14 protein-coding genes and 4 tRNA genes are annotated in these 14,442 nt (G+C 50.6%); 4 read left to right on the forward strand and 14 right to left on the reverse strand.

Annotated features, from left to right (window positions below; genetic code table 11):
* Positions 1 to 593: 593 nt before the first annotated feature.
* The 12 genes from Q8M98_11265 to Q8M98_11320 form a co-directional block, all read right to left on the reverse strand.
* Complete coding sequence (locus Q8M98_11265; protein MDP3115332.1) at positions 594 to 1,868, reverse strand: amidohydrolase family protein; 1,275 nt, start codon at positions 1,866 to 1,868, stop codon at positions 594 to 596.
* 9 nt (positions 1,869 to 1,877) lie between these two features.
* A complete protein-coding gene (locus Q8M98_11270; GenBank protein MDP3115333.1) occupies positions 1,878 to 2,642 on the reverse strand; it encodes an enoyl-ACP reductase in 765 nt (254 codons plus the stop codon).
* Entirely contained in the window at positions 2,639 to 3,508 is an 870-nt protein-coding gene (locus Q8M98_11275; GenBank protein MDP3115334.1) for a hypothetical protein, read from the reverse strand. Before Q8M98_11275 ends, Q8M98_11270 begins: the two co-directional genes overlap by 4 nt.
* Positions 3,498 to 4,586: an MlaD family protein gene (locus Q8M98_11280; protein MDP3115335.1), complete on the reverse strand. Its 1,089-nt coding sequence runs from the start codon at positions 4,584 to 4,586 to the stop codon at positions 3,498 to 3,500. Before Q8M98_11280 ends, Q8M98_11275 begins: the two co-directional genes overlap by 11 nt.
* Before the next feature lie 51 nt (positions 4,587 to 4,637).
* Positions 4,638 to 5,300, reverse strand: a complete 663-nt coding sequence (locus tag Q8M98_11285; protein MDP3115336.1) for a hypothetical protein — start codon at positions 5,298 to 5,300, stop codon at positions 4,638 to 4,640.
* 3 nt (positions 5,301 to 5,303) lie between these two features.
* The gene (locus Q8M98_11290) at positions 5,304 to 6,068 is read right to left on the reverse strand and encodes an ABC transporter permease (protein MDP3115337.1); all 765 of its coding nucleotides are present in this window, start codon (positions 6,066 to 6,068) and stop codon (positions 5,304 to 5,306) included.
* Positions 6,069 to 6,084: 16 nt separating this feature from the next.
* Positions 6,085 to 6,441 carry a hypothetical protein gene (locus Q8M98_11295; protein ID MDP3115338.1) on the reverse strand — a complete coding sequence of 119 codons (357 nt, stop codon included), beginning with the start codon at positions 6,439 to 6,441 and terminating at the stop codon, positions 6,085 to 6,087.
* A 43-nt stretch (positions 6,442 to 6,484) separates the two neighbouring features.
* Complete coding sequence (locus tag Q8M98_11300) at positions 6,485 to 7,426, reverse strand: ROK family protein (GenBank protein ID MDP3115339.1); 942 nt, start codon at positions 7,424 to 7,426, stop codon at positions 6,485 to 6,487.
* 21 nt (positions 7,427 to 7,447) lie between these two features.
* A tRNA-His gene (locus tag Q8M98_11305) sits at positions 7,448 to 7,522 on the reverse strand.
* A gap of 39 nt (positions 7,523 to 7,561) precedes the next feature.
* Positions 7,562 to 7,638, reverse strand: a tRNA-Arg gene (locus Q8M98_11310).
* A 12-nt stretch (positions 7,639 to 7,650) separates the two neighbouring features.
* Positions 7,651 to 7,728, reverse strand: a tRNA-Met gene (locus tag Q8M98_11315).
* Positions 7,729 to 7,781: 53 nt separating this feature from the next.
* Positions 7,782 to 7,857: transfer RNA gene (locus Q8M98_11320), tRNA-Met, on the reverse strand.
* A gap of 186 nt (positions 7,858 to 8,043) precedes the next feature.
* Between Q8M98_11320 and Q8M98_11325 the strand changes: the two genes are divergently transcribed.
* Complete coding sequence (locus tag Q8M98_11325; protein MDP3115340.1) at positions 8,044 to 8,817, forward strand: exodeoxyribonuclease III; 774 nt, start codon at positions 8,044 to 8,046, stop codon at positions 8,815 to 8,817.
* Here Q8M98_11325 and Q8M98_11330 read toward each other — a convergent pair.
* Positions 8,804 to 9,589 (reverse strand): CAP domain-containing protein, encoded by a 786-nt coding sequence (locus Q8M98_11330; protein ID MDP3115341.1) that lies wholly within the window; start codon positions 9,587 to 9,589, stop codon positions 8,804 to 8,806. The genes Q8M98_11325 and Q8M98_11330 overlap by 14 nt on opposite strands.
* Positions 9,590 to 9,610: 21 nt before the next feature.
* On the reverse strand, positions 9,611 to 10,069 hold the full coding sequence (locus Q8M98_11335; protein ID MDP3115342.1) for a DUF5683 domain-containing protein: 459 nt from the start codon (positions 10,067 to 10,069) through the stop codon (positions 9,611 to 9,613).
* Positions 10,070 to 10,317: 248 nt separating this feature from the next.
* Here Q8M98_11335 and efp point away from each other — a divergent pair, with 248 nt between their 5' ends.
* From efp to Q8M98_11350, 3 genes are all read left to right on the forward strand, one after another.
* Positions 10,318 to 10,872, forward strand: coding sequence for an elongation factor P (efp, locus tag Q8M98_11340; GenBank protein MDP3115343.1), 555 nt, complete (start codon positions 10,318 to 10,320; stop codon positions 10,870 to 10,872).
* A 40-nt stretch (positions 10,873 to 10,912) separates the two neighbouring features.
* Positions 10,913 to 11,122, forward strand: a complete 210-nt coding sequence (locus Q8M98_11345) for a hypothetical protein (GenBank protein MDP3115344.1) — start codon at positions 10,913 to 10,915, stop codon at positions 11,120 to 11,122.
* Between the two features lie 198 nt (positions 11,123 to 11,320).
* Positions 11,321 to 14,437: a M6 family metalloprotease domain-containing protein gene (locus tag Q8M98_11350; GenBank protein ID MDP3115345.1), complete on the forward strand. Its 3,117-nt coding sequence runs from the start codon at positions 11,321 to 11,323 to the stop codon at positions 14,435 to 14,437.
* Positions 14,438 to 14,442 lie beyond the last annotated feature (5 nt).

Genomic DNA, 14,442 nt, shown 5'->3' on the forward strand with positions numbered 1-14,442 from the left:
ATTTCTCAGCCTTAGAAGCTCCTCCTTCTCTTTTGGTGTCAAATGAATCCGAATCATATGTACCTCCTTGATACGAAGCCACTTTACCAACAGAGATAGTATTGTCAAGTTATATTATAGATATTTATGCGGTTTTGCTTAACATTGTTTTTTTGTCAAGAAGCAATCAGTCAAGACCTAAAAATTCCGGTTCTTTCCCCTTAGCATTACGGAGTCAATACGGACTTAGTCCGTAATGAGTCCGTATTGATTCCGTAATGCAAAGGGGGAAGGATGTAGCTGCGGGAATGGGGAGCGGGACGCAAATTATGCGTAATTTATTGCTATGTTATGTGATTGGACATTTTAGCGTTTGAAGAGGGGTCAAGCCCAAGCTGATGGGCAATGTGCGAGAGTTTTGCGGATCGACCAGGAATGCCGGGTTTGATGAAGGCTTATTTTCCCGCTGCGTCTTCTTCGTCCATGAGATGGAAAGCGAGTCCGCAGGATATCTGTTGTACCATGGCTGCTCTTGAAGTTCAAATTGCCGCTCTGGATGGGTTTCCAGTGCGGTTTTTAAGCAACTGAGCCGGTATATTTATCTACAAAAATAATCAGATCCAGGTAGTGTTGTTGTAGCGGCGTTTGGGATTGGTGTGGCGGCTGATATGTTTGCCGCTTGGCGGGGCAGTCTTGCCGTCGGAAAAGACTTCTTTCCCTCTGAGCCAGACGGAATCTATCGAGCCGGTGAGCTCGTGTTTGCTGCCGTCCGGAGCCTTGAAAGTAGTGTTGACCTCGGGATCATAGATCATAAAATCGGCATCGGAGCCCACTTCGATCGCGCCCTTGACGGGATAAAGTCCGAGGCGTTTGGCGGCGTTTTCACTGGTCATTTTGATGCAGGTGGCAAGAGGGACTTTGCGGTTTTTCCAAAGCTCGGAGAGCACCCATAGATAGGAATGTCGCATCAGGCTGTGATGCGTTCCCAGAAAAGCTTCCGTGGTTTCGGGAGCAGCGGCTGCCGCGGACACGCTGTTTGATAGCATATAGATCTTGTTTGTGCGGAAGAGCTCAAAGAGCAGCTCCTGGTGTTCTTCGAGATCCGCGCTGAGACCGCTGCCGGGATCGATGCCGCCAAAGACTTTCATCAGGTCGCCGATGCACATGGCAAAAGAGATATCCGAGCGTTTGGAGATGGTGTTGATAAATTCGATGCTTGGATAGGACGCCACGCGAGGAATGTGGATGGGGTTTTCCTGCATACGGCGGAGGATCTTTTTGACTCCGTCCAGTTGCGAAGCAAAATCAAAGCTGCCGTGGTTTTCATAGTCAAAACCCTGAAAGGCAAAGGCGGTGTCGCTTTCGTAGATATCCATAAAGAGATCCATGATCTCCGTAAAGCTGATATCCGGGATGGCGGGATTGGGTGACGGAGTGAGCAGCGCGATGCCGACCACGCCTTTTGCCCAAAGCTCCTGAGCGGTCTCCGCGTGATATGGATAATCGCCGATATCGACGTTTCCCCAAAGCGCCATATCCACATGGGAAGTGCCATTGAGCCGCTGGATGGTGCGCTCCAGATCGTGGAAGTCAAATATGGGAGCGGGACTGAAATAGCTGAGTTCGCAAAGCGTCGTCCAGCCTCCGGCGAGGGCTGATTTGCTCACTTTGGCGATGCTTTTAGCCGGCTCACCGTCGTGGATGATATGGCTGTGAGCGTCGATCCCGCCTGGGAGGAGTATCTTTCCCTTCAGATCGATGATTTCGGGGGATTCCTCGGTGGCAATATCGTCTGCGGAAATCTTGACGATGGTCTCGTCAAAGAGCAGATTCACCCTTTTCAGAGCTGCTGAGGCAGTGGGAAGCGAAGCGTTGATAAATAATTTCATTCTACCCCGTCAATATGCCATGATGTTGATGCCGGCATCCACATAGAGCGTCTCGCCGGTGACGCCCGAAGAAAGATCGGAGAGCAGGTAAAGGGCGGATTTTGCCACTTCCTCCTGCGTGATATTTCGCGAAAGCGGAGAGATTTTTTCGACCCGTTTTTGCATCTGGCTGATCCCGCTGATGGCTGCTGAAGAGAGCGTTCGCAGCGGACCGGCAGAGATGGCGTTGACGCGCACTCCCTTTCCGCCCAAGCTGTAGGCAAGATAGCGGACGCTGGCTTCCAACGCGGCTTTTGCCACTCCCATCACCCCATAGTTTGGCACCACTTTCTGGGAGCCGTAATAACTGAGCGTGATCGCAGAAGAGCCTTCATGCAAAAGGGGTTCGGCTTCGCGCATCAGCGCCACAAGAGAATAGACGCTGATGTCCATCGCGGTGCTGAATCCATAACGTGAGGTGAGATGGAAAGCTTTGTTGAGCTCTGCCGTGGGGGCATAAGCGATGGAATGAACGATGAAATCGATGTTGTCCCACACGCTGCGCACCTGGGCAATCAGCTTTTGGATGTCATAATCTTTGGAGACGTCACATTCAAGGCAGAGCTTGGCATTCAGCTCTTCGGCGATGGGCACGACGCGCTTTGCCAATACCGGACCGGCATAACCGAGGATCAATTCGCAGCCCCTTTCAGCAAGGGCTTTGGCGATGCCGTAGGCGATGGAATGGCTGTTCGCGATACCCAGGATCAGGGCTTTCTTTCCTTTCAGGTTCATTGCTTGTCTCCTTTTTCGATCAATTTCAGATCGGCTTCGACGATCATTAGCATCGCGGGATCGCCAAACGCAGTGAATATGCGCCGCGCTTTCATCAAGAGAGAAATCGCATCAGCGGAACGATTTTGCGCGAAAGCTATCTTTGCCGCCAACCAATGCGCATAGCCCAGGGACTGAAAATCTTCATAAAGATAATCCAGCTCGAGGCTCTTGGCGATGTGTTTGCCGGCGGTGGCAAAAGCTTTTATCGAGTAATGATAATATGCCAGCGCGTAATGAGCACGTGCGGTGTCGTGCGCGAGGATGGGGTTGCTCTTTGCCAGCCGGCGTCCGGTTTTCTTTGCAAGTTTAGCCAGCTCTCGGGCGTCATTGGGGTTGGCTTTGCGCAGCCGTGCATCTGCCTGTAAGCGGTAGCTGAGCGTCTGCAAACGCGCTGATGGGGCTAAAGCTTTGTCGTCCTTTGCCAAAGCCGCGATTCCGGCATAGTCTGCCTGTTTCATCAAAACGTGCAAATCAAGCAAAGTAAAGATGTAGCGCTGTTTCGGATCGATCTTTTCGATGATCCAGATCATGCTTTGACGGATGGAATCATATTCGGCAATGTTGCCCGCGTCAAAATTGATCCTGGCAATGCCGGAAAGAGCGAACATTTCACCTTCGATACCGGCAAAACCGCGAAAATGATTGAGCGCCAGTCGGTAATTGCTCAGCGCGATCTCCTTCCTGCCGGAAAGCTCCTGTTGATTGGCAATGAGCCAGATATTATCGGCATTGCTTTTTGCCTGTGGCTGAGGGGGCTTGCGTAAGCTGGAACAAGCCGCAAGGGCAAAGATGATCAGGATGCAGCAAACAAGCTTAATTCTCATCCGGCATCTCGCTGATTCTGCCTGCGGGAGAAGCCGGCAACGGTGAAGAAGGAGTGATCCCGGATCGCAGCAGGGGGTTGTTGTTCAGCGCTTCCAGGGTCTTTTTGGCGTTATTTAATGTTTCATTGAGGTTATAGAGCAGGGCGTTCATTTCCGGAGTAGAGCTTTGTATGTGTTGCAAGATGCCCAAGGTGGCGTCCAGATTGCGGCTCAGATTGGTGATCGTGCTGCCGAGCGGGGTGAAAAGCTTGTCTCCGCTGGGATCGAGCATCCGGATGAGCAGGCTGTCCGGTTTTTCATAGTTCGGCAGCATCCGGTTGACGGTGATCAGCATCTCATCGACGCGAACCATCTGCTGATCAACGGAAGCGCTGATATCGGCAAGGTTATTTAGCAAACGGAAGACGGTGCCGGCTTCGGGATTTTTGTCCCGGTTCAGATTCGCGGCAAAGAGGTTCATTTGATTCATGATCGTTTCCAAGTGCGTCATCAGGGCTTCGGTTTTTTCGCTGGCATCGGCGATGTTGTTGATCGTTCGCATCAACGCGCCTTTGTCCGCGTTGCCGTCTTTGTTCAGCTCGGAGCTGAGTTGGGCGACGTTTTCAAGGATTTCCGTGATCGTGTCTCCCCTGGTGGGAGCGATGCGTCTGAGCATGGCTTTCCCTTCGGCAAAATCAGTGGACAGGATGATGCTCTCAGCCGGTAGAGGCTCGTTGGAAAGCGCGTTTGAGATATATTCGAGGGAGGTTTTGTTCGTGATCGGATTGGTGGACCTCAGGATCACGGAATCCTTCACCATCAACTTGTGGTATTTTTTCAAGACGCTCAGTTCCAGGCGGATGGTGCCATTGTCCGTCAAATAGTATGATTTAAGACGTCCAATCTCAAATCCTTTGAAGAGCAGGGGTGTTTGCGTAGAGATACCGGTGGCGTTTTCGAGAGTCGAATAATAGATATATTTCCTCTCAAACAGATTTTGCCGCAAGGCGATAAACACCGCGGCGGTGATCAACAGAACAAGTGGAAGTGCGACGAACACATACACTATCTGTTTGGTGTGTTTAATCTTATACTTCATCTATCAGTTTTCTCCAAACTGAGGGGATGATTTTATAGAGTTCAAAATTTGTCAAGCTTTTGCTGTGGGGTCGGGAGAAATGGCTTTACAGAAATCGCTCAGATCGATCACTTCTTTGGCAAAACCGCTGGTAAAATCGTCGTCCGCGCTGGCGATCAGCATCACCATATTTTCCTTCATTTGCGTCAACCCTCGCAGCATCGTGGCGCGCTCGCTCTTGTTTAGCAAATAATAGGGATCGTCGATCATCAGGATCTGCGGCTTTAACAGTATGGTGCGCACGTAGCTGAGCATCTTCAGCGGTGCCGGACGATGCAGCGAAGGGCGCGAACCCAGATCCAGTTTCAGCGAAAAAAGCTCCATCAGGCTCTTCACTTCCCGGTCAAAAACGCTGCTATCCTGATTCGGATTGAACCACCGGTAGGGGAGCAAGAGATTTTCCCGCAGGCTGAGATTGGAAAGCATGATCCCCTCGTTGAATACATGGCCAAAGACCTGAGGGATGGCGCGTCCGGCAAAGTAATCGTCAAAAGCGATCCCGCCGATCCGCAGCGCTCCATCCAATATCGGTTCCAAGCCCACTAACACGCTCAAAATCAAACGTGAAAGATCCTCGCAGGGATCGAAGAGCACCGTGGTTTTCTTCAACTCAAACTTCAGCGAGAAGTCTCTCATCCCGCTTTCGGTGGAAACATGATCAAATTCTATCTGCATCGCTTATCCAAACTGCCAGAACAGCCAGGTGATGATGATGTCCGACACCACGATCAGAAAGATGGAATTGACCACCGTGCGGATCGTTCTTTGCGGCACCTCGGTGGAGGCGTGATGAACGCTGAGCCCCTGATAGCAAGCCGTGATGGAGATGATGAGCCCAAAAACAAAGGGCTTGAGCAGGCTGATGAAGATATTGGAAAACTTCAACACCCCAAGAAACTCTCCCATAAAAAACCCAAAATTGATCGGATTGAAGAGCCGGGTGAAAAGCCAGCCCCCAAGCACCGCGATGATGTTGAAATAGATGGTCAGCACGACCATTGCCGCCACCACGCCGATGATGCGCGAAACCACAAGATAGGAGATCGGCGAGATGGAAAATGACCTCAAAAGCGCGATTTCACGCCGCACGACCATGTTTCCCAATTCCGTCGAGATCGCCGTTCCGCTTCTGGCGATCACCACCAAGGCAGTGAAGATTCCGCTGAGCTCGTTGATCACCACCGTCACCAGGATGTTGTGCACCCAAATGCCCTGACCGAAGGTGCTGAGCAGGTTATAGCCCTGCAGGATGATCAACCCGCCGATCGCCAGAGCCGTGAATCCGATCAGAGGAAGCGCTTCGTATCCGGTGAACAGAATCTGCCGGAGAATCACGTTTCGGTTCACATGTTGGTTGCCGCGGATGCGCAAGCTCTGGAGGATGATTTCAATCAGGAAAGAAAAAAAGTCCAAAACGGACTTCTTTTCTGTAGATGAGCTCATAACTAATGATATTGGGTTATCTTAAAATCAAAGTCTTCTTGGTCGAAGTATATCTGCTCGAATAGTTGACCACTACGTAGTATTTTCCCGCGGGTGTGTAATTGCCGTTGTCACCGGAACGATCCCAATATAAGACAGTGCTTTCTCCGCCGGGACCCCAATAAAGAGTTTTGATGACTACGCCGGTATCGGTTTCGATGTTCACGCCGATATTGGTATTATGAGTCATGCGCACGTCGATTGTCGTAAACTTATCCATCGGATTGGGATTGATCTCGATAACAGCTTGGATCGAGGTCAACTGCGCGGACAAAATCCCCGCGACAAGTAGCAGAACGCCGATTATGAGTAAGCCAATTTTCGTTTTTTTCATTTTAATACTCCTCAAAAAGTAGTGTAATATACTAAAGCAAGATTCATTCCGAATTACCGGAAGAAGATTGCTCCGCCAGAGCGATGGCGCCCAAAACCCCGGCACGGTTGCCATGTGCCGCCTTTCCCAATGCGCAGTTGTGGATATTAAGCTGCGGCAGAAAGGTTTCGACGGTTTCCTTGAGCATTCCGAAATCATACAAAGCCGCGTCCATTGCCCCGCCTCCGAAGATCAGGACATCCGGATCGAGCACGATGATCAGGTTTGCCGCCGCCCGCGCTAAATAGTTCATACCTTCGCTGACGAGTTTGTCGATCACGGGGAAATCGGCTTTGTGGGCGATGATCTTTCTCAGTCCCCAGGGTTTTTGATCTTTCAGCTCCGGTTTTTCAGTGGTCAAACATCGCCAGATGCGGCGTTGCAAACCATCCACGGAAGAATATGCCTCCAGACATCCGCATCTTCCACAGTTGCAAACCGCTCCGTCTATCGCCATGATGATGTGCCCCAATTCCATCGCGAAACCATGGCTGCCGTGGTAGATTTCACCTTCTTGAACGTAGCCGCAACCGATTCCGCTGCCGATGGTGATGCCCACTACCTTTTTGCCGGGATGACGATGAAATGCCTCGCCAAGACACATGAGATTGGCGTCGTTGTCAACAAACACGGATAGCTTGAGCTCAGGAGGGATGAGTTCCCGCGGATCGCGATTGACCCAGAAAGGCAGATTGGGATTGACTCCCACGATTGTTTCGCTTTCCCGGTCGATGGTGCCGGGAGTTCCGATGCCGATGGCGCTGATCTTGTCCAGACCCCATTTTTGGTTCACATCTTCAAGAATGGAGCGGAAAACCTGATGCAGGCAGGAAAGAGAGCGCTCGGCGATGCTGAAACTGCCAAAATGCAGTAAACCCAGTTGACAGTTGCCAATTCCGTATTTGACGCTCGAAGCGCCGATGTCAAAGCCTAAGTAATTCTTCAATTTTTTGCTCTTTTCATAACGTGGGGTGGGTGATGGGAGTCGAACCCACAACGCCCGGAACCACAATCCGGTGCTCTGCCATTGAACTACACCCACCACGTGTCGGCATCTATTAGTTTAATATCTGTGAATGCATGGCACGCCAGAAGGGATTCGAACCCCTGACCCGCAGCTTAGAAGGCTGCTGCTCTATCCTACTGAGCTACTGGCGCACAAAAAAAAACTGGTAGCGGCGCAGGGATTTGAACCCCGGACCTGCGGATTATGATTCCGACGCTCTAACCAGACTGAGCTACACCGCCACAGTTTATTCTGTATCAAAGGAAACAGCCTCGCTGTTTCCTGGATTTAAAAGTGGTAGCGAGGGAAGGACTCGAACCTTCGACCTTCGGGTTATGAGCCCGACGAGCTACCAACTGCTCCACCTCGCGTCAAAGTGAGGACCATTAAAATTTGGGCAGCTTTTCTGTCAAGCAAAAGATTGGAAAGCTTGGGTCTCGGTGGATAATAAAACTCCCTTTCGCATTTTCGCGCTTGACATGGCGGCAATTCCCCAAGATTGTCCACCTGCGAAAAGGACACGCATCATCGGCAAAATCAAAATAACAGGATAGAATATGAAACTCTCATTGTGGTCATGGAACGTAAACGGCTTGCGCGCCGTGCTGAACAAGGACTTCAACGCAGTGCTCAGACGCGAGCAGCCGGACATTATCGGTCTGCAGGAAACCAAGCTGCAGGAACACCAGATCCCTCAAGATATCTTTGAACTGCAAAAATACCACAAATACTGGTCGCATGCCGAGCGCAAAGGTTATTCCGGCACCGCGATACTTTCCCTGCCCAAGCCCATCAAGGTGGAATTTGGACTCGACAACGAAGAATTTGACCGCGAAGGCAGAACTGTGATCTGCGAATACGAGAGTTTCATCCTCTTCAACATCTATTTCCCGAATGGACAGAGAGATGACGAGCGGCTGGACTATAAACTGCGCTTTTATGATCAGTGCCTGAGCGTGATGGAAACAAAGCGAGCCACCGGAAAAATGGTGCTCGTGACCGGAGACTACAACACGGCGCACAAGGAAATCGACCTCGCCAATCCCAAAGAAAACGAGAAGTATTCAGGCTTTTTGCCCATTGAGCGCGCCTGGCTGGACAAAATCGCCTCCCGGGGTTGGGTGGATACCTTCCGCAGGTTCAATGACGAACCGGATCAGTATTCTTGGTGGAGCTACCGAGTCTCTGCCAGAGCGCGAAATATCGGCTGGCGCATCGATTATTTCTTCGTCAACGCAGAACACCAGGACAGGGTCGTATCCGCCGGCATCAGACAGGACATCATGGGTTCGGATCACTGCCCCGTTACGATTGACATCATTTTACCTTAAACACATAGCAGCGATCGAAATACTGATCTCCCCAGCCATAATTTAGCTCATAAGTTCCTTTGCCATACTTGAAATCCAGCACCACAGAAAACTCCCCCCCGTTTTTCCAGTTCAGTTTGACCGGAACGTAGCCCAAAACGTAGCTGCGCTCGGTGAGCATCACCCGTGTTTTGGGATCAGGCAGTTTCAGAGAGGCTTTGAAATCCCCTCGCGATTCCGGCGAAAGATATTCATATTCAAGCACATAGCAATTTTTTTGGGTAAAGCTTATGGGCATGGCACTCTTGAGCTTCACGATCGCCACTCCGAAATTTTGCGTGGAATATAGCTTCGCCCCCATAAGCACCACTCCCACACCAAGGTGCGTATATTCCGGAGTGAGAATGTTTTCACGGTGGCTGGGTGAATTCATCCAACCGGTAACGATATCCTCAGGGCTGTATTTACGGGTCGATATTTCGTGCATGGCAAGGTTTTCTCCCGTTGACGAGGAAAGCAGTTCCGGATAATACTTGTCCTTGCGTCCGCCTACTTCCAAGCCCTCTTTATCCTTGTGATCAAAGAAGTTATGTCTTGCCATATTGTTGCTGTGATGTTTTGCCAAAGCGGCGAGGCCGTCTTCATAGACGAGAGCTTTGAGACCATATTTTAGCCGCTGGACGTTGGTTAGTTCAAAGATGCGTTGCTCAAATTGCTTGACCGGTAAGGTCTTCGCGCCTAATATTGATATCAGTATCCATATCGCGATGCAGGAGAAGATGTATTTTGCCATGTCAGTCCCTTATCCGACGAGCTAAAAATCGAGCTCCAGCTTGACCGAAGTCCCATCGAAACGGAGGTTTAACTTGCTTTTCCGCGCCTCGAAATCATAGAGATGCGCGTCCACATAGGCATCGATCACCGAAAGGGCGGCGGTGATCCCGATCCACCAAATGTCATTGCTGAGCTTGTCTTGATATTCATTTCGCAGGGCACGGTATTGTTGTTGGTAGATGGCGTCCGTGGTCGAATCCACAAGCTTCTGATAGTCTGCCCGCTTGCCGTTGTGATAGATCGCGGAACCGATCAACCAGCTCTGAACTCCGATCACAAGCCCAGCTTTGACATACTTCTCATTATAGACCTGTCCCCCGCCGGGCAGCATCGCGGAATAAAGCATCGCACGGTATGGCTCTTTCGTCTTTTCAGCAAAAAGCCCGCTCCCAGCGCAGAGTAAGAGCAACATGATCAGGCACAATTTCGTTATTTTCATCACAATTTCCTCGGTTCTCACTTTCAGGCTTGGGGATAATTGTCAACGTAATTTTTCCCTTCGCTCTCCATAGCATTACGGAGTCAATACGGACTTAGTCCGTAATGAGTCCGTATTGATTCCGTATTGCTATGGGGGAAGATGTGAGTGGGTGAGCACGATTAAAAAAATGCCTTGCCAAAATATCGGGAGAAAAAATCATGGCTTTCTTAGTATAAATGTTTGAGGATCGAATCGATATGGCTTCAATGTCAGATGTTAGAAATGGAATGATAATCGAGTTCAAGGACGATTTGTATGAAGTGGTTGATTTCCTTCATGTCAAACCGGGAAAGGGCTCCGCGTTCATGCGCACCAAGCTGAAAAACGTCCGCACGGGCAAGGTGTTGGAAAATACCTTCCGTGAAAACGACAATTTCAACGAAGTCCGCGTGGAACGCAACAAGAAAGAATACCTGTATCGTGAAGGCACTTTCTTCATCTTTATGGACTTGGAAAACTACGAGCAGATGCACGTGGACGAAGCTGTGATCGGCGAACGCGAAAAGCTGATGATGGACAACATGGAAGTGATGATCGTTCAGACGCCCAGCGGAGAAATCCTGGACGTGGAGCTGCCGATCAACGTGGTGCAAACCATCGCTGAATGCGAGCCGAACGTCAAAGGCAACACCGCTTCCGGCAGTGGAAAAATCGCCTACACGCATACGGGTCTGAGATTAACCGTGCCCTTCTTCGTCGAGGTCGGCGACAAGATCAAGATCGACACGAGAAACGGCGAATACATAGAACGAGCGAATTAAAGGATAGATTCCACCGCGGTGGGGTCTGAAAGAGGATAAAATGGGAAAAGTAAAAAGCTTTGCCGCCAAACTTGCACACGAAGCCTCCAATGAAGGCAAGGTCATGTGCCCGGTTTGCAAAACCGAAGTGAAAAAGATCAAAGCGGTCATGAACAAAAAGAAAGGAACGGCCGGTTGGTCTCCCCGCTATGAATTTATCAAGGTTTGCAAGTGTAACGAAGCCGACTTTATGGCTGGCAAGACCATCTAAGACAAGGTTATACGTTATTTGCGCAACATAGGCTCGTTCGCCGCGGTGGAGAATCCGCCTCTGCGAACGAGTTTTTTTTATTGACGCCAATCATAGCTTACAATAGATGGTGTCTGAGTTTTATATCAAGCTGCCCGAAGCGGAGCCCTTGTTTTTTCTTTCTTGCATAAGTCAAAACCCTGAAGGGGGAAATCACCGATGAATTCAGGTTACAAGAGATATACTATCCTGATGGCGCTTTGCGCTCTGGCATTTGGTCTTTTTGCGCTCGTGCCGCCGCATCCGAAGTATCATCAGATTCCGGCAAACTATACTGCCACGCGCATTGAACTGCCCGATTTTGCTATCGGGCAAAAAGGGATGCCGCGCCCAAGACAGATACCCAACAACATTCTGGTTCTGAGGGTTCAATTCCCGGATGTCCACTTTCAAGCCGCGGGTGGCTATCCTGATTTTCTGATGCACGACGAAGCTTTTTTTGACCGTTGGATGCTGCATCTCAGCGATTTCTTCGCCGATGCCTCACATAATCAGTATGAACTGAACTACACGCTGCCGCCACAGGTCTTCACCCTGCCGCAAGCGATGGGATATTACGGTGGGGACACCAGCGAAGCCATCGACGCAAGAATCGCGGAACTGGCGAGAGACCTCGTCGATATGGCGGATCCGATCATCGACTTCAGTCAATATGGCGGACTGATCATCTTCCATGCCGGCAGCGGTCAGGAATCCGACATCAGCGGCATCCGCAGAGATCAGATCTGGTCAACCTTCCTCACGCGGAAAAACCTGCAAGCCGCTTTTGACCCTGAAAACAACAACTATCCAGGGCTGGCGACATCCGACGGAGCAATTCTTACGAATATCGTCATCATTCCCGAAAGCGAATTTCAGGATTATTTCCCCACCCAGGGACAGCAGGACGCAGAAGCTTATCTATTCAGCATCTACGGCGTGCTGGCACATCAATTTGGACATCTGATCGGCTTGCCCACCCTCTTTGACAACGATTCCTCAAACGGTCGTTCCCAGGGCATTGGAAACTGGGGTTTGATGGGCACGGGAGTCTGGAACGCCAGCGGCTATGTTCCCGCTCAGGTGAGTGGCTGGTGCAGGGATTTCCTCGGTTGGGAGGATACCATTACCATCGTTGAAGACCGCGAAAACATCACGATCGACCATTTTCTCGATCACGAAAGCGGTAAAAACCGGCTCTATAAGATTCCGATCTCCGAGGACGAATATTTCCTGATCGAAAACCGCCGGCAAAATCCGGACGACAGCATTAATCCCTATAACGGCATGCCCAGCTACACTTTCAAACTGCTCGCGGCGGGCGTCCAGGATTACTATGATAACTATCCCCTGCTGCCATACTTTAACTTCATGGAAAACAGATACATCGGCAGTGAGTGGGATTTCTTTCTACCCGGACTCGGCGGACCACTTCCTTCGGGAATGAACCAACCGGTGGACGGCTCCGGACTGCTGATCTGGCACATTGACGAAAACGTCATCCGCGAGACCTTTACCCTCAATTTCGATAAAAACCGCATCAACGGCAATGCTTTGCACAAGGGAATCGATCTCGAAGAAGCTGATGGCATCCAGCATCTGGACACTTCAGCTTATGATATCTACAAGTGGGGCAGTCCTTACGACACATTCCGCCAGGGCAACAACGCCTATTTCGGCAATCAGACGCATAACGGTCTGCTCTCGCTACCCACTGCCGTAAGTTATTATGGCGGGATACCCTTGGAGATCTATGATATCAGCTCCGCCGGCAATCAGATGAGCTTTTCCGTGAGTTTCGGCTGGAAGCTCGATGCCAATTTCAGCGGCGCCAATCCCATCAACGCTTGCATGGTGGATTTTGACGGAGACGGCAGTGCGGAGATATTTTATCCCATGCCGGATGGCAGCTTGAATATCTGGAAAGACGAGACCATGATGAGCGGCTTTCCCCTTCAGCGTTTGCCAGTCGCGAAACACTACGTCTGGGACGCCACGCATTTCTATATCCCCATGCAAGAGCAGAATATGGTGCGCGTCTATCGGCTTGGAAATGACTCCGGACAATATGTCTTCACCCAAACGGGTTGGGGCTGGGCGAGCCATCCGGTCGATAGCGGATCGCAGCTTTTTATTCCCTTAAACAACGCCCTCAGCGGAAACGGCGCCCTTTACAGATATAACAAAAGCACCGGTACTTCTTCGGTGATCGCCAATTTCAACCAACCGATCGCCACGAATATGATCCTCTTCCGTGAGCAGCTCTATCTTTTGACAAAACCGGTTTCCGGACCGGGCACTTTGTGGCGGTATGACACTGCGGAACAATCTTTGATCCTGCCCGGTGCAATCCTCGATGTGCCTGCCGATTCCACGATTGTGGGCATCTATATGGCACCGATAGTTCCCCCAAGCACGAATGGCGAGCTCATCCTGCAGACACCAAACTCCATCTATCTGTATGACATGAATTTGAATCTGCTGCCGGGCTTTCCCTTTGTGCACGATATGAATGTTTCGGCTCCCCTTTCCTTGTCCGATATAGACAAAAACGGCAGCCTGGACATCCTCCTCGGAGGGGAAAACGGTATCATTGTGTTGGACTATTCCGGCTCGCTGTTCAGTCCGGCACAGCTCAATCGTCCCAGTTCGGTTGATACAGCCATAAATGGCGGTTTGGTCGCTTTTGACCTCGATGGAGATGGCAAAATGGAAATGGCGGGGTCTTTTATCAATAACCGCCTGATGGTGTGGGAAGATAACTTCAAGCCCAAGAACGGTTTCCCAGTTTCTTTTTCGGATCGCAGCCGCAATCTGCCGATGATTGGAAAAGCTTCGGACAATGTCATCTATCTTTGGAGCGCTTCGGACAACGGCAAGATATTCCGCCAACCCTTACCACAAGCACGGATGGAGGATATCGACCCAGGCTGGATCGTCGAATATGGCAATCTTTCCCGCCGCGCCTCGAGAGATCATGGCAGCCTGCCAAATCAGTATCAGACGGACAAGACCTTCGTTCCCGGCGAGCTCTATGTCTTCCCAAATCCACTTAAACCGCTTTATGGTGACAAACTGAGCCTCAACCTCATGACGAACCGGGATGCCGAGGTCGAGATAGAGATATATGACGTGAGCGGGGCTTTGGTCTATCGGCAGAAAGCCTTTGCCAGAGCATATTTGCGCAACCGGGAGATCATCGACATTCCGGAGGCGAAACTTGGAAACGGCGTCTATATCGTCGTCGTTTCCGCAAATAAACAATCCATCCGCACCAAGTTCGCGGTGCAGAAATGATATGG

Source organism: Candidatus Cloacimonadaceae bacterium, assembly GCA_030693415.1.
GTDB lineage: Bacteria > Cloacimonadota > Cloacimonadia > Cloacimonadales > Cloacimonadaceae > JAUYAR01.